Annotated in this window: 18 protein-coding genes; 15 read left to right on the forward strand and 3 right to left on the reverse strand. The window is 69.6% G+C overall.

Annotated elements, in window-relative coordinates:
• Window positions 1-70 precede the first annotated feature (70 nt).
• The gene (locus tag H286_RS0103825; protein WP_020097168.1) at window positions 71-1,486 is read left to right on the forward strand and encodes a dihydrolipoyl dehydrogenase family protein; all 1,416 of its coding nucleotides are present in this window, start codon (window positions 71-73) and stop codon (window positions 1,484-1,486) included.
• Between the two features lie 6 nt (window positions 1,487-1,492).
• Here H286_RS0103825 and H286_RS0103830 read toward each other — a convergent pair whose 3' ends face one another.
• On the reverse strand, window positions 1,493-2,284 hold the full coding sequence (locus H286_RS0103830; protein WP_020097169.1) for an IclR family transcriptional regulator: 792 nt from the start codon (window positions 2,282-2,284) through the stop codon (window positions 1,493-1,495).
• A 70-nt stretch (window positions 2,285-2,354) separates the two neighbouring features.
• Here H286_RS0103830 and H286_RS0103835 point away from each other — a divergent pair, with 70 nt between their 5' ends.
• Genes H286_RS0103835 through H286_RS0103845 form a run of 3 tightly spaced genes read left to right on the forward strand, consistent with a single transcriptional unit; the run spans window position 2,355 to window position 4,994 of the window.
• Window positions 2,355-3,161 (forward strand): CoA transferase subunit A, encoded by an 807-nt coding sequence (locus H286_RS0103835; protein ID WP_020097170.1) that lies wholly within the window; start codon window positions 2,355-2,357, stop codon window positions 3,159-3,161.
• Between the two features lies 1 nt (window position 3,162).
• Entirely contained in the window at window positions 3,163-3,816 is a 654-nt protein-coding gene (locus H286_RS0103840) for a CoA transferase subunit B (RefSeq protein ID WP_026302973.1), read from the forward strand.
• Window positions 3,813-4,994 (forward strand): acetyl-CoA C-acetyltransferase, encoded by a 1,182-nt coding sequence (locus tag H286_RS0103845; protein ID WP_020097171.1) that lies wholly within the window; start codon window positions 3,813-3,815, stop codon window positions 4,992-4,994. The genes H286_RS0103840 and H286_RS0103845 overlap by 4 nt, the downstream gene beginning before the upstream one ends.
• A gap of 7 nt (window positions 4,995-5,001) precedes the next feature.
• Here H286_RS0103845 and H286_RS0103850 read toward each other — a convergent pair whose 3' ends face one another.
• Complete coding sequence (locus H286_RS0103850) at window positions 5,002-5,256, reverse strand: hypothetical protein (protein ID WP_018188103.1); 255 nt, start codon at window positions 5,254-5,256, stop codon at window positions 5,002-5,004.
• Window positions 5,257-5,329: 73 nt separating this feature from the next.
• Here H286_RS0103850 and H286_RS0103855 point away from each other — a divergent pair, with 73 nt between their 5' ends.
• From H286_RS0103855 to serA, 9 genes are all read left to right on the forward strand, one after another.
• A complete protein-coding gene (locus H286_RS0103855) occupies window positions 5,330-6,742 on the forward strand; it encodes an alpha,alpha-trehalose-phosphate synthase (UDP-forming) (protein WP_018188102.1) in 1,413 nt (470 codons plus the stop codon).
• Window positions 6,739-7,506 carry a trehalose-phosphatase gene (gene otsB, locus H286_RS0103860; protein WP_020097172.1) on the forward strand — a complete coding sequence of 256 codons (768 nt, stop codon included), beginning with the start codon at window positions 6,739-6,741 and terminating at the stop codon, window positions 7,504-7,506. The genes H286_RS0103855 and otsB overlap by 4 nt, the downstream gene beginning before the upstream one ends.
• 9 nt (window positions 7,507-7,515) lie before the next feature.
• Window positions 7,516-9,222, forward strand: a complete 1,707-nt coding sequence (ilvD, locus tag H286_RS0103865; RefSeq protein WP_018188100.1) for a dihydroxy-acid dehydratase — start codon at window positions 7,516-7,518, stop codon at window positions 9,220-9,222.
• Window positions 9,223-9,263: 41 nt separating this feature from the next.
• Window positions 9,264-11,057: an acetolactate synthase large subunit gene (locus tag H286_RS0103870; protein ID WP_028497384.1), complete on the forward strand. Its 1,794-nt coding sequence runs from the start codon at window positions 9,264-9,266 to the stop codon at window positions 11,055-11,057.
• Window positions 11,058-11,059: 2 nt separating this feature from the next.
• On the forward strand, window positions 11,060-11,569 hold the full coding sequence (gene ilvN / locus H286_RS0103875) for an acetolactate synthase small subunit (protein WP_020097174.1): 510 nt from the start codon (window positions 11,060-11,062) through the stop codon (window positions 11,567-11,569).
• 45 nt (window positions 11,570-11,614) lie between these two features.
• A complete protein-coding gene (gene ilvC, locus H286_RS0103880) occupies window positions 11,615-12,640 on the forward strand; it encodes a ketol-acid reductoisomerase (RefSeq protein ID WP_020097175.1) in 1,026 nt (341 codons plus the stop codon).
• A gap of 107 nt (window positions 12,641-12,747) precedes the next feature.
• Window positions 12,748-13,263, forward strand: coding sequence for a hypothetical protein (locus H286_RS0103885; RefSeq protein ID WP_028497385.1), 516 nt, complete (start codon window positions 12,748-12,750; stop codon window positions 13,261-13,263).
• Window positions 13,264-13,267: 4 nt separating this feature from the next.
• Entirely contained in the window at window positions 13,268-13,612 is a 345-nt protein-coding gene (locus H286_RS0103890; protein WP_020097177.1) for a hypothetical protein, read from the forward strand.
• A 122-nt stretch (window positions 13,613-13,734) separates the two neighbouring features.
• Complete coding sequence (gene serA, locus H286_RS0103895; RefSeq protein ID WP_020097178.1) at window positions 13,735-15,339, forward strand: phosphoglycerate dehydrogenase; 1,605 nt, start codon at window positions 13,735-13,737, stop codon at window positions 15,337-15,339.
• Window positions 15,340-15,409: 70 nt separating this feature from the next.
• On the opposite strand, the gene H286_RS0103900 is transcribed toward serA, so the two are convergent.
• Window positions 15,410-15,952, reverse strand: coding sequence for a TetR/AcrR family transcriptional regulator (locus tag H286_RS0103900; RefSeq protein WP_026302971.1), 543 nt, complete (start codon window positions 15,950-15,952; stop codon window positions 15,410-15,412).
• A gap of 58 nt (window positions 15,953-16,010) precedes the next feature.
• Here H286_RS0103900 and H286_RS0103905 point away from each other — a divergent pair, with 58 nt between their 5' ends.
• Complete coding sequence (locus H286_RS0103905) at window positions 16,011-17,558, forward strand: MFS transporter (protein ID WP_020097179.1); 1,548 nt, start codon at window positions 16,011-16,013, stop codon at window positions 17,556-17,558.
• 34 nt (window positions 17,559-17,592) lie between these two features.
• Window positions 17,593-18,645 carry a 3-isopropylmalate dehydrogenase gene (locus H286_RS0103910; RefSeq protein WP_018188091.1) on the forward strand — a complete coding sequence of 351 codons (1,053 nt, stop codon included), beginning with the start codon at window positions 17,593-17,595 and terminating at the stop codon, window positions 18,643-18,645.
• Window positions 18,646-18,658 lie beyond the last annotated feature (13 nt).

Genomic DNA, 18,658 nt, shown 5'->3' on the forward strand with positions numbered 1-18,658 from the left:
TCCATTGACGTCTTTCCCCGGGTATGGCAAGGGCGGGACATTACGGCCGGGCGCTCGCTACGGTGTCGGCATGAGCACACGCGAGTACGACCTCATCGTCATCGGAGCCGGCCCCGTCGGCGAGAACGTCGCGGACCGGGCCGTCCGCGGCGGGTTGACCGCCGCGATCGTCGAGAGCGAGCTCGTCGGCGGCGAGTGCTCGTATTGGGCGTGCATGCCGTCGAAGGCGCTTCTGCGCGCACCCGCCGCACTGCGCGCGGCTCGGGACGTCGCGGGAGCGGCCGAGGCGGTGAACGGCGGCGTCGACGTCGCGGCCGTCCTCGCGAGGCGCGATCGCATGGTGCACGACTATCAGGACACCTCCCAGGTCGAGTGGCTGCAGGGCGCGGGCATCGATCTCGTGCGGGGCCACGGCCGACTGTCTGCCGAGAGGGAGGTAACGGTCGAAGCGGCCGACGGCTCTACGACGGTCCTGCGGGCACGCCACGCGGTCGCCGTGTGCACCGGGTCGGCCGCACTCCTTCCCGACGTCCCCGGTCTTCGGGATGCCGCGCCGTGGACGAGCCGCGAGGCCACCGGCGTGACTGACGTTCCCTCGTCCCTCGTCGTGCTCGGCGGGGGCGTCGTCGGCGTCGAGATGGCGACGGCGTTCACCGCCTTCGGAACGGACGTCACGGTGATCGCCCGGTCGTCGCTCCTCAGCGGGCTCGAGGGCTTCGCCGGCGAAGCCGTTCAGAAGTCGCTTACCTCGGCCGGCGCGACCGTCCGCACCGGGGTCGGCGTGACGGGCGTCGAGCGCTCGGACGGCGGCGTGACCGTGTCGCTGGACGACGGGTCGTCGGTCCGCGCCGAGGAGATCCTCGTCGCGACGGGGCGCGTGCCCCGGACCGAGGATGTCGGTCTCGACGTCATCGGCCAGAAGGCGGGCGCCTGGATCGAGGTCGACGACACGCTGCGGGTCCCCGGGAGCGATTGGCTGTACGCCGTCGGCGACGTCAACCACCGCGCCCTGCTCACGCATCAGGGCAAGTATCAGGCGAGGATCGCCGGTGATGTCATCGCCCGGCGCGCGGCCTCGACGGATGTCGACACCTCCCCGTGGGGTCCCCTCGCGGCGACGGCCGACCACGCCGCCGTCCCGCAGGTCGTGTTCACCGAGCCCGAGGTCGCCGCCGTCGGGCACACCGAGGCGTCCGCTCGCGCGGCCGGGATCGACGTGAAGATCGTCGATTACGACCTGTCGTGGGTCGCCGGGGCGAGCACGCATTCGGACCGGTACGAGGGGATGTCGAGGGCCGTCATCGACGCCGAGCGCGGAGTGCTCGTGGGTGCCACCTTCGTCGGCCCGGACGTCGCCGAACTCCTGCACGCCGCCACGATCGCGATCGTCGGCGAGGTCCCGCTGCACCGACTGTGGCACGCCGTCCCGGCCTACCCGACCGTGAGCGAGGTCTGGCTCCGCTGGCTGGAGTCGGCCGGGCTCTGAGGCGCCTCACGCCCGCCGGGCCGACTGGACGCGCGTCGTCAGCTGATGCGCGTGGGCCAGGAGCAGGCGCCCGAGGTCGGCGAGCCGATCGGGGCCGAAGCGGAACTCGACGCCGGTCAGGCTCAGCGCCCATGCGGGGTGTCCGGCGTGGTCGAAGACGGCCGCACCGATGCCCCACGAACCGGGGACGATGAGCCCCGGATTGACGGCGTAGCCCCGGTCACGCGTCTCGGCGATGCGCATCTGGAGCGCTGCCGCATCGTGGGCACCGCCCCATCGTCCCGGCAGGTCGGGATGGCGGTCGAGATACGCGTCGACGTCGCCCTGCGGAAGGAAGGACAGGATCGCGAGGCCCGCGGATGCGACGCCCAATGGGAAGCGGACACCCTCGCTCAGGACGAAGGACCGGATGGGGAAGGATCCTTCCTCCCGCACGAGGCAGACCGTTTCGTCGCCGCGGCGCACGGAGAGGAACGCGCTTTCCTCGGTCTTCACCGCGAGGGAGCGGACGATGTCCGCAGCGATGTGGGTGATGTCGTAGCGAGGTGCGGCTGCGGCCCCCATGAGGAACAGCTCCGGGCCGGCGAGCCAGCGGGCGGTGCGGTCGTCCTGGTCGACGAGCCCCTCCGCGCGCAGGGCCGAGAGCAGCCGGTGCGCCGTCGTCCGGGTGAGCCCCGCATCCGCGGCCAGTTCGCGAAGTCCTTTGCCGGTCATGCCGGCTGCGCTCACGAGTCGCAGGAGGAGCGCGGCACGGGCGATCGCCTGTGCGCCGGGGACGGATGCCGTGGGTCGTTCCACATCGTGGACCCTACGGGTCGAGCGATCCACATGGCAACGACATCCTCGACCGGGGACGCGGGTGCGGGCGATGCTCGAGGGAGACGACACGAAGGAGTGCGCAGTGATCGACAAACGCGTGGCCGGACCGGCTGAGGCGGTCTCGGACATCCCGGACGGAGCGAGCATCGCCGTCGGCGGATTCGGACTCTCCGGCAATCCGACCGCCCTGATCGAGGCCCTTCTCGAACAGGGGACGGCCAACCTCTCGGTGGTCTCGAACAACTGCGGCGTGGACGACTGGGGGCTCGGCGTGCTGCTGCGCGCACATCGCATCCGCAAGATGACCTCCTCCTACGTCGGCGAGAACAAGGAGTTCGAGCGCCAGTTCCTCTCCGGCGAGCTCGAACTCGAGTTGACGCCGCAGGGCACGCTGGCCGAGAAGCTCCGCGCGGGCGGCGCCGGCATCGCCGCGTTCTACACCCAGACCGGAGTCGGGACGCAAGTCGCCGAGGGCGGCTTGCCGCGCCGCTACGACGGCGCCGGCGGGGTGGCTGTGGCGTCCGCACCGAAGGACGTCAGGGTCTTCGATGTGGCCGGCTCCGCGAAGGAGTTCGTCCTCGAGGAGGCCATCACGACCGACTTCTCGCTCGTCCACGCGCGCCGCGGCGACCGGCACGGCAACCTCGTCTTCGCTAAAGCGGCCCGCAACTTCAACCCGCTCGCCGCCATGGCCGGGCGGGTGTGCATCGCGCAGGTCGAGGAGCTCGTCGAGCCGGGCGAGCTCGATCCGGATGCCGTTCACCTCCCGGGCGTCTACGTGCATCGGGTCGTGGAGGTCGGCACCGGCATCGAGAAGCGCATCGAACGACGGACGATCACGGCGGAAGGGCAGTGACATGGCGCTGACCAGGAATGAGATGGCGGCCCGTGCTGCCGCGGAGCTCAGCGACGGCTCCTATGTGAACCTCGGCATCGGGTTGCCCACCCTCGTGCCCAACCACGTCCCGGAAGGCGTCACCGTCGTCCTCCAATCCGAGAACGGGATCCTCGGCGTCGGTCCGTACCCGCGGGAGGCCGACGTCGACCCCGACCTGATCAATGCGGGCAAGGAGACGGTGACGACCCTTCCGGGAGCGGCCTTCTTCGACTCCGCGCTCAGCTTCGGCATGATCCGGGGCGGCAAGATCGACGCCGCCATCCTCGGTGCGATGCAGGTGTCCGCCGCCGGAGACCTGGCGAACTGGATGATCCCGGGGAAGATGGTCAAGGGGCCTGGCGGGGCCATGGACCTGGTCCACGGTGCCGGACGCGTCATCGTCCTGATGGAGCACGTCGCTCGCGACGGGTCGCCGAAGATCGTCGCCGAGTGCTCGCTTCCCCTCACGGGCCGCGGGGTGGTCGATCGCATCATCACCGACCTCGCTGTCATCGACGTCACGCCGCGCGGGCTCGTTCTCGTCGAGACGGCGCCCGGAGTGAGCGTGTCCGAGGTCCGCGAGGCGACGGAGCCCGAACTGATCGTCCCGAGCGATGCGAAGGTGGAGTCATGAGTGAAGAGATCGTGATCGTCGGTGCCGCCCGGACGCCGCAGGGCAAGCTCATGGGCGCCCTGTCGTCCCTGTCCGCCCCGCAGCTGGGGGCCATCGCGATCCGCGGTGCGCTGGAGCGCAGCGGAGTGGATCCCACCGCGGTCGACGCCGTGATCATGGGCCAGGTGCTCCCGGCCGGGTCGGGCCAGAATCCGGCGAGGCAGGCGGCTCTCGGCGCCGGCATCGGGTGGGACGTCCCGGCATCCGCTGTCAACAAGGTCTGCCTGTCGGGACTCACCGCCATCATCGATGCGAAGCGGCTGATCGCCTCGGGGGATGCCGCGGTCGTCGTCGCCGGCGGGATGGAGTCGATGTCGCGCGCGCCCCACCTCCTCATCGGCTCACGCGACGGCTGGGCGTACGGCTCGGTCGAGGTGCTCGACCACATGGCGTTCGACGGTCTCACCGACGCCGCGGAGGGGATCTCGATGGGTCTGTCGACCGAGCAGCACAACCCCGCGCTCGGGCTCACGCGCGAGGCGCAGGACCACGTCGCCGCGCTGTCCCACCAGCGTGCCGCCGCCGCGGCCGAGCAGGGTGTCTTCGACGACGAGATCGTCCCCGTCGAGGTGCCGCAGCGGCGAGGCGACCCGGTCCGCGTGGTCGCGGATGAAGGCGTCCGCCCGGACACCACCGTCGAGACCCTGGCCCGGCTGCGCCCCGCGTTCTCCACCGACGGCGACATCACGGCAGGCAACGCCTCGCCGATCTCCGACGGCGCCGCCGCGGTCGTCGTGACCACGCGGTCCCGCGCCGAAGCGGAGGGGTGGGCGATTCTCGCGACGGTCGGTGCGGCGGGTCAGGTGGCCGGACCCGACAACTCCCTGCACTCCCAGCCCGCGCGCGCGATCGCGCAGGCGCTCGGACGTCAGGGCATCGCGGCATCCGCTCTGGACCTGGTCGAGATCAACGAGGCCTTCGGCGCCGTGGTCGCCCAATCGCAGCGGGAACTCGGCATCGACGAGTCGATCGTCAACGTCCACGGTGGCGGGATCGCCATCGGGCATCCGATCGGAGCGTCCGGTGCGCGCCTAGTCGTCCACGCCGTGCGTGAGCTCCAGCGACGGGGGAGTGGCACGGCCGCGGTGGGCCTGTGCGGCGGTGGCGGTCAGGGCGAGGCGCTCATCCTGACCCGCTAACGGAAGATCAGCGCGAGAGGCGGCGCTTCAGCAGCTTCTTCTTCTCGCCGTCGCGCGGCGAGTCCATCGGGATGAGCTTGCCGCGCGACGCGCGACGGGTGTCGACGACCGATCCGACCGCGAGAGCGAGGGTGATGCCCCAGCTGAGCCAGGCGAGCGCGGTGCGCCAGGTGAACGGCTCGGGGCTGCGCGCGGAGCGCAAGAGAGTGACGCCTCCTGTGAGGGCCGAGAGAAGACCGGTTCCGAACAGGTATTTGCGCATACCACCCACGCTAGTGCGCCCGACGCATGGCGTGGCGGTTGTTAGCCTGAAGTCATCCATCGAGAGGAACACCGTGACCGTGGCTTCTGACTTCGTCGTCGTGTCCAACCGCCTTCCGGTCGACCGGACGGACGACGAGAACGAACCCTGGCGGCGCTCGCCCGGCGGCCTCGTGACGGCGCTCGATCCCGTGATGCGGAGCACCCACGGTGCCTGGGTCGGCTGGCCGGGACAAGCGGACATGGAGCTCGAGCCGTTCGAGTTCGACGGCCTCCAGCTCGTCCCCGTCACGCTGTCGGCCGACGACATGCAGCTCTACTACGAGGGCTTCTCGAACGACACGATCTGGCCGCTCTACCACGACGTCATCGCGGCGCCGACGTATCACCGCACGTGGTGGGACGCCTACGTCAGGGTCAACAAGCGATTCGCGGAGGCCGCGTCGACCCACGCCGCCGAGGGCGCGACGGTCTGGGTCCACGACTACCAGTTGCAACTCGTCCCGAAGCTCCTCCGCGAGCTCCGTCCCGACCTGACCGTCGGCTACTTCCACCACATTCCGTTCCCCGCATACGGCCTGTACGCGCAGCTGCCGTGGCGACGCCAGGTCCTCGAGGGCCTGCTCGGTGCGGACGTCATCGGCTTCCAGCGGGTGGCGGATGCCGGGAACTTCGCTCGTGCCGTGCGCCGCCAATTGGGGTTCGACACCAAGGCCGGCGCGATCGCCGTCCCGACGGAAGACGGGGGCGTCAGGACCGCCGTCGCCCGCGCCTATCCGATCTCGATCGACGCGGCCGAGTACGAGGAGCTCGCGAAGCGTCCCGACATCCGGGCTCGGGCCGAGGAGATCCGCTCGAGTCTCGGCAACCCGAAGGCGATCCTGCTGGGCGTCGACCGGCTCGACTACACGAAGGGCATCCGACACCGGCTGAAGGCGTACGGCGAACTGCTGGCGGACGGCCGCCTGTCGGTGCACGACGTCATCCTCGTCCAGGTCGCGAGTCCCAGCCGCGAGCGCGTGCAGACCTACATGGAGCTCCGCGACGAGATCGAGCTCACCGTCGGGCGCATCAACGGCGATGCCGATGAACTCGGCTACAGCGCGATCCAATACCTCCACCACTCGTACCCGCGCGAGGAGATGGTCGCGCTCTTCCTCGCGGCGGACGTCATGCTGGTCACGGCTCTCCGCGACGGCATGAACCTCGTCGCCAAGGAATACGTCGCGAGTCGCGTCGACGGCGGCGGGGCGCTGGTGCTCAGCGAGTTCACCGGGGCGGCCGACGAGCTCACGCAGGCCATCAAGGTGAATCCGCACGACATCACCGGACTGAAGGACGCCATCATGCAGGCGATCGACATGCCGCAGAAGGAGAAGGACCGCCGGATGCGGGCTCTTCGCCGTCGGGTCCGTGAGAACGACGTCGCGAAATGGTCGGAGAGGTTCATCTCGGATCTGAACGCCGCCCGGAAGGAACACCCGTGACCGATCTCACCGACATCGCACGTGCCCATCGGCTGCTGGTCGCGCTGGACTTCGACGGAACCCTGTCGCCGCTCGTCGACGACCCGATGAGCGCGCGGATGGCTCCGGCGGCCCGCTCCGCCGTCGAGGCGCTGCTCGCGGCGCCCGACACCGCCGTGGCGTTCGTGTCGGGCCGGTCGCTCGGCGACCTGCGGATCATCGCCGAGCACTCCGACGACTCGCCGATTCTGCTGGCCGGCTCGCACGGTGCGGAGTACCTCATCCCCGGCGCGCCCGCGGACGAGGCCCTGGACCCCGCCGACATCGAGGTGCGGGACCGGCTGCGAGCTGACGTCGAGAAGCTGGCCGAGGGAGCCCCCGGCTCCTGGATCGAACCGAAGACGTTCGGCTTCGGGGTGCACCTGCGGACCGTGACCGACGCGGCCGCTGCCGAGCGGCTCCGGGCATCCGTCGATGCGCTGATGGCGGATGCCGCCCCGCACTGGCGCCGGCGTCAGGGCCACGACATCGTCGAGTACGCGTTCACCGACGCCGGGAAGGATGCCGCCGTCTCCCACCTCCGCGAGGTCGTCGGCGCGACCGCCGTCGTCTTCGCCGGGGACGACCTGACCGATGAGGACGCCCTCCGCTCGCTCGGACCCGACGATCTCGGCATCCGTGTCGGTGCGGGGGAGACCGCGGCATCCGTCCGTGTGGCAGACATCGAAGAACTCGCCGCAGTGCTGTCGACTGTCGCACACGAGCGCGTCGCTTCGCGGCAATAGACTTCGAGAATGCCCTCTCCCGACGAGAACATCGACATCAAGCCCCGCAGTCGCGCGGTCACCGACGGCATCGAAGCCACGACGTCCCGCGGAATGCTCCGCGCGGTCGGCATGGGCGACGAGGACTGGGACAAGCCCCAGATCGGCATCGCCTCGAGCTGGAACGAGATCACGCCCTGCAACCTGAGCCTCGACCGGCTCGCGCAGGGAGCCAAAGAAGGCGTGCACGCCGGAGGCGGTTACCCCCTCCAGTTCGGCACCATCTCGGTCTCGGACGGCATCTCCATGGGCCACGAGGGCATGCACTTCTCCCTCGTGAGCCGTGAGGTCATCGCCGACTCGGTCGAGACGGTCATGATGGCCGAGCGCCTCGACGGCTCGGTCCTGCTCGCCGGCTGCGACAAGTCGATCCCCGGCATGCTCATGGCCTCCGCCCGCCTCGACCTCTCGAGCGTCTTCCTCTACGCGGGCTCGATCGCGCCGGGCTGGGTCAAGCTCAGCGACGGCACCGAGAAGGACGTCACGATCATCGACTCCTTCGAGGCGGTCGGGGCGTGCCTGGCCGGCAAGATGAGCGAGGCCGACCTCAAGCGCATCGAGTGCGCGATCGCGCCCGGCGAGGGCGCATGCGGCGGCATGTACACCGCCAACACGATGGCATCGGTCGCCGAGGCTCTGGGGCTCAGTCTTCCCGGCTCCGCGGCGCCGCCCTCCGCCGACCGTCGCCGCGACTACTTCGCCCACCGCTCCGGCGAGGCCGTCGTCAACCTGCTCCGCCAGGGCATCACGACCCGCGACATCCTCACGAAGGAGTCCTTCGAGAACGCGATCGCGCTCGCGATGGCCCTCGGCGGTTCGACGAACGTCGTCCTGCACCTGCTCGCCATCGCCCGCGAGGCCGAGGTCGACCTGACGCTCCACGACTTCAACCGCATCGGCGACAAGGTCCCGCACGTGGCCGACATGAAGCCGTTCGGCACCTACGTCATGAACGACGTCGACCGGCACGGCGGCATCCCGGTCATCATGAAGGCCATGCTCGACGAGGGCCTCCTGCACGGCGATGCGCTCACCGTCACGGGCAAGACGCTCGCCGAGAACCTGCGCGACCTCGACCCGGACCCGATCGACGGCACCGTCATCCACACCTTCGACGACCCGATCCACGCGACCGGCGGCATCACGATCCTGCACGGCTCGATGGCGCCCGAAGGTGCCGTTGTGAAGACCGCGGGGTTCGATGCCGCCGTCTTCGAGGGACCCGCCCGGGTGTTCGAACGCGAGCGCGCCGCGATGGACGCCCTCGAGGAGGGACGCATCGCCGCCGGCGACGTCGTCGTCATCCGATACGAGGGGCCCAAGGGCGGTCCGGGCATGCGCGAGATGCTCGCCGTGACCGCCGCCATCAAGGGCGCTGGCCTCGGAAAAGATGTACTACTGTTGACGGACGGACGATTCTCAGGCGGCACAACCGGCCTGTGCATCGGCCACATAGCACCCGAAGCGGTGGACGCTGGTCCCATCGCCTTCGTGCGCGATGGTGATCTGATACGGGTCGATATCGCGGCTCGTTCTCTCGACCTACTCGTCGACGAAGCTGAGCTGAACTCCCGCCGTGAGGGCTGGGAGCCCCTTCCCCCGCGCTATACCCGTGGCGTGTTGGCCAAGTACTCGAAGCTCGTGCGCTCCGCTGCGGAGGGCGCGACGACGGGCTAGGCCCCACACACTCGTCATCCATCACCACAGAGGTCTCTCTCATGTCTTCTGACACCGTTGCCGCTGTGCCCCGGCCACCCGCCGGAGGCGCGTCCCACCCCGTGCTCACCGGAGCGCAGGCCGTCGTCCGCTCACTGGAGCTCTTGGGCGTCACCGACGTCTTCGGCCTCCCGGGTGGAGCCATCATCGAGGTCTACGACCCCCTGATGGACTCCACGGACCTCCGCCACATCCTGGTCCGGCACGAGCAGGGCGCCGGTCACGCCGCCGAGGGGTACGCCGCGGCATCCGGTCGTGTCGGCGTCGCGATCGCGACCTCCGGCCCGGGCGCGACCAACCTCGTCACCGCGATCGCGGACGCCTACATGGACTCGATGCCGATCGTCTGCATCACCGGGCAGGTGTACTCGACCCTGATGGGGACGGATGCCTTCCAGGAGGCCGACATCGTGGGCATCACCATGCCGATCACGAAGCACTCGTTCCTCGTGAAGGATCCCGCCGAGATCCCCGGCGCGATCGCCGCGGCGTTCGAGATCGCCTCGACCGGTCGCCCAGGCCCCGTGCTCGTCGACATCACGAAGGACGCGCAGCAGGCCAAGGCGCCTTTCATCTGGCCGCCGAAGGTCGACCTCCCCGGGTACCGGCCGGTGACGAAAGCCCACGGCAAGCAGATTCAGGCCGCGGCGCAGCTCATCTCCGAGGCCAAGAAGCCCGTCCTGTACGTGGGCGGTGGCGTGGTCCGCGCGGGGGCTGCCGCTGAGCTCCGCCGTTTCGCGGAGGCCACCGGAGCCCCTGTCGTCACGACCCTCATGGCGCGGGGAGCGTTCCCCGACTCCCACCCGCAGCAGCTCGGCATGCCGGGCATGCACGGCACGGTTCCGGCCGTCCTCGCGCTCCAGGAATCCGACCTGCTCATCGCACTCGGCGCACGGTTCGACGACCGCGTCACCGGCAAGGCGGCGCTGTTCGCCCCCGACGCCAAGGTGATCCACGTCGACATCGACCCCGCCGAGATCGGCAAGATCCGCGCCGCAGACGTTCCGATCGTGGGCGACCTGAAGGACGTCCTCGTCGACCTCGATGCCGCGTTCGCCGGGGTCGAGGGGCCGGACATCTCGGAGTGGTGGTCGTACCTCGACGGCCTCCGGACCGAGTTCCCGCTCGGTTACGCGCCGACGACGGACGGTCTGATGTCGCCGCAGCACGTGATCCAGCGCATCGGCGAGATCACCGGACCCGAGGGCGTGTTCGCCTCGGGTGTCGGTCAGCACCAGATGTGGGCCGCGCAGTTCATCGGCTACGAGCGCCCCAACGCGTGGCTGAACTCCGGCGGCGCCGGGACGATGGGCTACGCCGTCCCCGCCGCGATGGGGGCGAAGGTCGCCCAGCCCGACCGGGCGGTGTGGGCGATCGACGGCGACGGCTGCTTCCAGATGACCAATCAGGAACTCGCCACCTGCGCGATCAACAACATCCCGATCAAGGTCGCGATCATCAACAACTCGTCCCTCGGCATGGTGCGCCAGTGGCAGACCCTCTTCTACGACGGGCGCCACTCGAACACCGACCTCAACACGGGTCACGACAGCATCCGCATCCCGGACTTCGTCAAGCTCGCCGAGGCGTACGGCTGCCTCGGCATCCGGGTCGAGAAGGCCGAGGACGTGGATGCCGCCATCCAGCTGGCACTGGAGACCAACGACCGTCCCGTCGTCATCGACTTCGTCGTGAGCGCCGACGCGATGGTGTGGCCGATGGTGCCGCAGGGCGTCAGCAACAGCTACATCCAGTACGCGCGCGAACACGCGCCGGCATTCGAGCAGGGGGACTGACGATGAGCAAGCACGTCCTGAGCCTCCTCGTGGAGGACAAGCCCGGTCTGCTGACGCGCGTGGCGGGCCTGTTCGCCCGCCGTGGCTTCAACATCGACTCGCTCGCCGTGGGCGTCACCGAGGTGCCGGGGCTCTCCCGCATCACGGTCGTCGTCGACGTCGAGGAGCTGCCGCTCGAGCAGGTGACGAAGCAGCTGAACAAGCTCGTGAACGTCATCAAGATCGTCGAGCTCGACTACGCGACCTCGGTCCAGCGCGAGCACATGCTCGTCAAGGTCCGCGCCGACAACCAGACGCGCTCGAACGTCATCGAGGTCGTCAACCTCTTCCGCGCGTCCGTCGTCGACTACGCGACCGACGCCCTCGTGGTCGAGGTGACCGGTGATCGCGGCAAGGTCGACGCCTTCCTCAAGGCGCTCGAGCCCTTCGGTGTGAAGGAGCTCGCACAGTCCGGCATGGTCGCCATCGGCCGCGGCGGCAAGAGCATCACCGAGCGCGTCCTGCGCGGCTGACCCCAGCACTTCTCTACCGACATCTACAAGGAGACACACACGAACATGGCTGAGATCCTCTACGACGCCGACGCCGACATCTCGCTCATCCAGGGCAAGAAGGTCGCCATCGTCGGGTACGGCTCGCAGGGCCACGCCCACGCCCAGAACCTCCGCGACTCCGGCGTCGAGGTCGTCATCGCCCTCAAGGACGGCTCGAAGTCCGCTCCCAAGGCCGAAGAGGACGGCTTCGAGGTGAAGTCCGTCGCGGATGCCGCCGAGTGGGCCGACCTCATCATGATCCTCGCGCCCGACCAGCACCAGCGCGGCATCTTCAACGACGAGATCAAGCCTCACCTCGCGGCCGGCAAGACGCTCGCCTTCGCGCACGGCTTCAACGTGCGCTTCGGCTACATCGAGGTCCCCGACGACGTCGACGTCATCCTGGTCGCCCCGAAGGCCCCCGGCCACACGGTGCGGCGCGAGTTCGTCGCGGGCCGCGGCATCCCCGACATCATCGCCGTGGAGAAGGACGCCTCGGGCCAGGCCTGGAGCGTCGCGCTCTCGTACGCCAAGGCCATCGGCGGAACCCGTGCAGGCGTCATCAAGACGACCTTCACCGAAGAGACCGAGACCGACCTGTTCGGCGAGCAGGCCGTCCTCTGCGGTGGCGTGTCGCAGCTGGTCCAGTACGGCTTCGAGACTCTCTCCGAAGCGGGCTACCAGCCCGAGATCGCCTACTTCGAGGTGCTCCACGAGCTGAAGCTCATCGTCGACCTCATGTGGGAGGGCGGCATCGCCAAGCAGCGCTGGTCGGTCTCCGACACGGCCGAGTACGGCGACTACGTCTCGGGCCCGCGCGTCATCGACCCGAGCGTCAAGGAGAACATGAAGGCCGTCCTCGGCGACATCCAGTCGGGTGCCTTCGCCAAGCGCTTCATCGACGACCAGGACAACGGCGCCGTGGAGTTCCAGGAGCTTCGTGCCAAGGCCGCCGCGCACCCGATCGAGGCCGTCGGCAAGGACCTGCGCGCGCTCTTCGCGTGGAAGCAGCAGGACTCGGACTACACCGAAGGCTCCGCCGCGCGCTGACCCTCGGCATCCCGCCCTCGGCGCATCCGCCGAGACCGGCTTGATATGAGCCACGGAGGCCCGGCCCTTACAAGGGGTCGGGCCTTCGGCGTCGGTAGACTCGATCCGTGCCTTCCGAGCCCCGAGACGACGAGGACGCCTTCCGCTGGGAGGGCGACGATTCGCCGACCCGTCCACCCCGCCCCGAGCGGAGCGAGACGTCCCTGCCGCCCGGCTTCCGCGCGGTCGGGAGGGGGAGTGCGCCGCAGCCGGCGGCTCCGGCGGCCGAGCAGGATCCTGTGCCTCCGGCAGGGGAGAAGGGGTCGGGGGAGGACCGCGCCGAGGCGGGACCACCGGCATCCCTCGGGAACGTCGCGCTCGTCACGCTCGGTCTCCTCGGCGGGATCTACCTGCTGTACACCGTCGGCTGGGCGCTGGGTGGCGCTCGTACGGCGCTCGTGATCTCGGCGTTCCTCGCGCCCTGGGCTGTCGTCCCGGCGCAATGGGCGGCGGTCGCGGCTCCCGTCCTCTGGTTCGGGGTGTCGATGCTCCTCACGCGCGCCTCGGCGACGTGGGTGCGCTTCGTGTGGCTCATCGTCGGTGCGTTCCTGCTCGTGCCCTGGCCCTTCGTGAGCGGAGTGTGACCCCGTGACGACGTCTTCCCCCACCGTTCGCCGCTCACCGTCGTGGCTGCGGGCCACGGTCGCCGGCGTGTTCGGGCTCTTCTACGCCTACGCCGTGTGGACCGCTGTGGCCTTCCTCGTCGCGCAGGCCACCGCGGTCGAGGGCCTCACCGGCGCCGGCTGGGCCTTCCTCCTCTTCCCGGTCGTCTTCCCGATCATCGTCTTCGTCGCGGGGGTGGTCCTCGGCCGTCGGCGCCCGCTGCTGCACCTCGCCGCGATCCTGCTCGTGGGGCTCGGGCTGGTCGGCGTCTTCTGGCTCAACGTCCTCACGTTCGCGATCACGAACGGCAACTCGCTCTTCGGCTCCTGAGGTCCGTCACACGGTCGGGGCCGTGCGGTCGGATTCGCTAGGCTGGCCGTGCCGCGTACCGTCGTCGGTCCCAGCCCGACCGGCCGCGTGGCGATCCACACTCGCGTACCCGAAGGTCTGCCGTGCCCAAGCCTGTCGTCCTGATCGCCGAAGAACTCTCTCCCGCCACGATCGAGGCCCTGGGCCCCGATTTCGACGTCCGATCCGTGGACGGTGCCGACCGTGCCGCCCTCCTCCCGGCCCTCGCCGATGCGGACGCCGTACTCATCCGTTCCGCAACGAAGATGGATGCCGAGGCGATCGCCGCGGCTCCGTCGCTCAAGGTCATCGCCCGTGCCGGCGTCGGTCTCGACAACGTCGACATCAAGTCCGCCACGAGCGCGGGCGTCATGGTGGTCAACGCCCCGACGTCGAACATCATCTCCGCGGCCGAACTCACCGTCGGTCACATCCTGAGCCTCGCGCGCCACATCCCGGCGGCCCACGCCTCGCTCGCGGCCGGCGCGTGGAAGCGCTCTTCTTTCACGGGCACCGAGCTGTTCGAGAAGACGGTCGGCATCATCGGCCTCGGCCGCATCGGCGCCCTCATCGCCGCTCGACTGCAGGCGTTCGGCGTCTCGGTCGTCGCGTACGACCCCTACGTCACGCCGACCCGCGCGCAGCAGCTGGGCGTGCAGCTCCTCGGGCTCGACGAGCTGCTGAAGACCAGCGACTTCGTCACGATCCACATGCCGAAGACCCCCGAGACGACCGGCATGATCGGCGCCGCGCAGTTCGAGATGATGAAGGACACGGCGTATGTCGTGAACGTCGCCCGCGGTGGTCTCATCGACGAAGAGGCGCTGCACACGGCGCTCAGCACCGGCCAGATCGCCGGCGCAGGACTCGATGTCTTCACGAGCGAGCCGCCGAAGGAGGACGGCACGGCGTTCCCCCTGCTGTCCCTGCCGAACGTCATCGTCACGCCCCACCTGGGCGCCTCGACCGAAGAGGCTCAGGAGAAGGCGGGTGTCTCGGTCGCGAAGTCCGTCAAGCTCGCGCTCGAAGGCGACCTGGTCCCGGACGCCGTGAACGTCGCCGGCGGCGTGATCGACCCGTTCGTGCGTCCCGGCATCGCGCTCGTCGAGCAGCTGGGTCAGATCTTCACGGGGCTCGCGCCCAGCGCCCTCACGAGCCTCGACATCGAGGTCCGCGGAGAGCTCGCCGACTACGACGTCAGCGTCTACCGCCTGGCGGCGCTGAAGGGCATCTTCACGAACATCGTGAGCGAGAACGTCTCCTACGTGAACGCGCCGCTGTTCGCCGAGCAGCGCGGCATCGAGACCCGACTGATCGTCGAGTCCGAGAGCCCGCTATACCGGAACATCACGATCCTCCGCGGCACGCTGTCCGACGGCACGGTGCTCACCGTGGAGGGCACCCTCGCGGGCACGCGCATGGTGCCGAAGGTCGTCGGCATCAACGGCTACGAGGTCGAGGTGCCGATCAACCGGTACCACGTCGTGATGCGCTACGCCGACCGGCCCGGCATCGTCGCGATCTACGGTCAGAAGCTCGGCGAAGCGGGCATCAACATCGCGGGGCTCCAGGTCGCGCGGCCCGACGCGAGCGGCCGCGCACTGTCGGTCCTGACCGTCGATTCGCCGATCCCCGAGCCGATGCTCGACGAGCTCCGCGCTTCGGTCCAGGCCGACCTGTTCCGCCAGATCGAGCTCACCGAGGTCTGACGCACCGGCATCCCTCGTTCCCCTGTCGCATCACGCCGCGTGCGGCGGTCGTTCGTGACAGGGGAGCGGGTCAGCGTGCCGCGCGCTCGACGAGCGCGATGAGTGCGTCGAGGTCATCGCCCTGCGGGATGGGTCCCGGGACGCCCTGCGTGGCGAGCGCGCTGTTGAAGTAGAGCCCGTCGCTCACGAGCAGGACGAGCTGCAGTGCGCTCTCGTCGCGGGTGTGAGGGCGGAGCGCATCCTCCCAGACGCGTCGCGCGTCACGGAGGGCGACGGATGCCGCGTCGTGGCCCGTCTGCGCCAGACGTGACGTGGCGACGATCGCGCGGTCGAGCGGGGTGTCGGACTGCACGGACGTGCGGACGAACACCGCCACGATCCCGTCGGGGGAGCGCAGCATCTCCTCGACGTCCAGGTCGACGAGGCGCCGCATCCGCTCGATGAGCGCCGACTCGAGCGCTTCCTTCGAGGCGTAGTGGTAGAGCAGACCGCCCTTCGAGACGCCCGCCGCTGCGGCGACGGCATCCATCGTCGCGCCGCGGGCACCGCCGTCGATCAAGGCGGCCTCGAACGCGTCCAGCACGCTTTCTCGCGCCCGCGGTGGTCTGCTCACGTCTCTTCCCTCTCGTCGGTCGACTCTGTTACTATACCGGCTGGACGGTGTATAAATCATGACGTTGACGGAAGAGATCCGCGTCGCCGACGCGGCGGGTGTGCGACAGGGGTGGCGCGGCTGGGCTGCGCTGGCGGTGCTCATGCTGCCCGTGCTGCTGGTGTCGGTGGACAACACGGTGTTGAGCTTCGCGCTGCCCGAGATCGCACGCGACCTGACTCCGACGAGCGCGCAGCAGCTCTGGATCATCGACGTCTATCCGCTCGTCCTGGCAGGGCTCCTCGTCACGATGGGATCCCTCGGGGACCGATTCGGACGCCGCCGGCTGCTCATGATCGGAGCGACCGGCTTCGCGGGCATCTCCGCCGTCGCTGCCTTCGCCCCGTCGGCCGAGCTCCTGATCGCCGCCCGCGCCGCCATGGGGTTCTTCGGTGCCATGCTCATGCCGTCGACGATGTCGCTGCTGCGGAGCATCTTCACCGACCGCGACCAGCGCCGACTCGCGATCGCGGTCTGGGCGTCGATGTTCTCTGCGGGCTCCGCTCTCGGACCCATCGTCGGAGGACTCCTGCTGGAGCACTTCGCGTGGGGGTCGGTGTTCCTCCTCGCGGTCCCTGTCCTGATCCCGCTGCTCGTCCTTGCGCCGATCCTGGTCCCCGAGAGTCGTGACCCGAAGCCGGGCCGCATCGACCCCGTCAGCATCGCCCTCAGCATGGCGACCATGGTGCCGATCGTTTACGCCATCAAGGAGTTCGCCGTTCACGGTCCGGGCATCCTGCCGGTCGTCCTCGTGGTCGCGGGTCTGGCGTTCGGGCTGATCTTCGTGCGTCGTCAGCTCCGGTCCGACGCGCCGATGCTCGACATGCGACTGTTCCGGACGGGCGCGTTCACCGGCGCGCTCCTCGTCAACCTCTTGAGCGTCGTCGCCCTCGTCGGGTTCCTGTACTTCGTGACGCAGCACCTGCAGCTCATCGTCGGACTGAGCCCGCTGCAGGCGGGCCTCGCGCTCGTCCCCGGGCTCGTGTTGATGATCGTCTCAGGGCTCACGGTCGTCCCGATCTCGCGCCGGGTATCGCCGCGCGTCGTCGTGCCGGTAGCGCTGTCGCTGTCGGTCGCCGCGTATCTCATCATCGCGATGTCGACGGATGCCGCGGCCCTCGGCACGCTCATCGCCGCCTTCGGGCTGCTCGGCCTCGGTATCGGCGCGGCCGAGACCGTGTCGAACGAGCTGATCCTGGCGACGGCTCCGCCGGCCAAGGCAGGCGCGGCGAGTGCCGTGTCCGAGACGGCCTACGAACTCGGGGCCGTTCTCGGCACGGCGGTGCTCGGCGGCATCCTCACCGCGCTCTACCGTTCCGGGATCGTCCTGCCCGACGGGGTGCCCGCTGAGACGGCGGCAGCGGCGCTCGAGACCCTGGGCGGAGCGGTCACCGCCGCCGACGGGCTGCCGGCGGGTCTCGGCGAGCGCGTGCTCGAGGCCGCGGCATCCGCTTTCGATTCCGGCGTCGGCGTCACCTCGATCATCGGGGCGGTGCTGGTCGTCTGCGCCGCCGTGATCGCGGCCACTACGCTGAAGGGGACCCGCACCGCGCACGTCGAGCACTGACGACGCGCGGTCCACCCCGACAACGAGGAGAGCGATGTCGCGCGTCGTGAAGCTGGCCGTCATCCCCGGAGACGGCATCGGTCCGGAGGTCGTCGCAGAGGCCGAGAAGGTCCTCGACGCCGTGACGGACGGTGCCGACGTCGCCTTCGAGAAGACCCGATTCTCACTGGGCGCCGCGCGCTACCTCGAGACGGGCGACACGCTCACCGACGAGGACCTCGCCGCCATCGCCTCGCACGACGCGATCCTCCTCGGGGCCGTCGGCGGGATGCCGGGCGACCCGCGCCTGAAGGACGCGAACATCGAGCGGGGCCTGCTCCTGAAGCTGCGCTTCGCCCTGGACCACTACGTCAACCTCCGTCCGTCGGTGCTGTACCCGGGGGCGTCCGGACCCCTCGCTGATCCCGGGGACATCGACTTCGTCGTCGTCCGTGAGGGGACCGAGGGGCCCTACGTCGGCAACGGCGGCTCCATCCGCACGGGGACCCCGCACGAGATCGCGAACGAGACGTCGGTCAACACGGCGTTCGGCATCGAACGGGTCGTCCGGTTCGCCTTCGCGCAGGCCGAGAAGCGTCGCCAGAAGCTCACCCTCGTCCACAAGACGAACGTGCTGGTGCACGCGGGCGGGATGTGGAAGCGGATCGTCGACGAGGTGGCTCAGGAGCACCCCGGCGTCGCCGTAGACTACCTGCACGTCGACGCGGCGACGATCTTCCTGGTCACGAACCCGGGCCGCTTCGATGTGATCGTCACCGACAACCTCTTCGGCGACATCCTGACCGACTTGGCCGGCGCCGTCACCGGAGGCATCGGCCTCGCCGCTTCGGGGAACATCAACCCTGACGGCGCGTTCCCGTCGATGTTCGAGCCCGTGCACGGTTCCGCGCCCGACATCGCCGGACAGCAGATCGCCGATCCCACCGCCGCGATCCTCTCCGTCGCCCTCCTGCTCGAGCACCTCGGGCTGGGTGACGAGGCCCAGCGCGTCACCCGCGCGGCCCGAGAGGACATCGAGGCGAGGGACGGCTCCGCCCGCACGACCGCGCAGGTCGGCGACGCCATCACCGCACGCCTCCGGGCGTAATCTGACTGGATGC

Origin of the sequence: Microbacterium sp. 11MF (genome assembly GCF_000383475.1) — a bacterium.
Classification (GTDB): Bacteria; Actinomycetota; Actinomycetes; order Actinomycetales; family Microbacteriaceae; genus Microbacterium; species Microbacterium aquilitoris.

Bases quoted from the DNA above. Each gene is read 5' to 3' on its own strand.
- H286_RS0103825 (WP_020097168.1), top strand. From the start codon at position 71: ATGAGCACACGCGAGTACGACCTCATCGTCATCGGAGCCGGCCCCGTC.
- H286_RS0103835 (WP_020097170.1), top strand. From the start codon at position 2,355: ATGCTCGAGGGAGACGACACGAAGGAGTGCGCAGTGATCGACAAACGC.
- H286_RS0103840 (WP_026302973.1), top strand. From the start codon at position 3,163: ATGGCGCTGACCAGGAATGAGATGGCGGCCCGTGCTGCCGCGGAGCTC.
- H286_RS0103845 (WP_020097171.1), top strand. From the start codon at position 3,813: ATGAGTGAAGAGATCGTGATCGTCGGTGCCGCCCGGACGCCGCAGGGC.
- H286_RS0103850 (WP_018188103.1), bottom strand. From the start codon at position 5,256: ATGCGCAAATACCTGTTCGGAACCGGTCTTCTCTCGGCCCTCACAGGA.
- ilvD (WP_018188100.1), top strand. From the start codon at position 7,516: ATGCCCTCTCCCGACGAGAACATCGACATCAAGCCCCGCAGTCGCGCG.
- H286_RS0103870 (WP_028497384.1), top strand. From the start codon at position 9,264: ATGTCTTCTGACACCGTTGCCGCTGTGCCCCGGCCACCCGCCGGAGGC.
- ilvN (WP_020097174.1), top strand. From the start codon at position 11,060: ATGAGCAAGCACGTCCTGAGCCTCCTCGTGGAGGACAAGCCCGGTCTG.
- ilvC (WP_020097175.1), top strand. From the start codon at position 11,615: ATGGCTGAGATCCTCTACGACGCCGACGCCGACATCTCGCTCATCCAG.
- H286_RS0103905 (WP_020097179.1), top strand. From the start codon at position 16,011: ATGACGTTGACGGAAGAGATCCGCGTCGCCGACGCGGCGGGTGTGCGA.
- H286_RS0103910 (WP_018188091.1), top strand. From the start codon at position 17,593: ATGTCGCGCGTCGTGAAGCTGGCCGTCATCCCCGGAGACGGCATCGGT.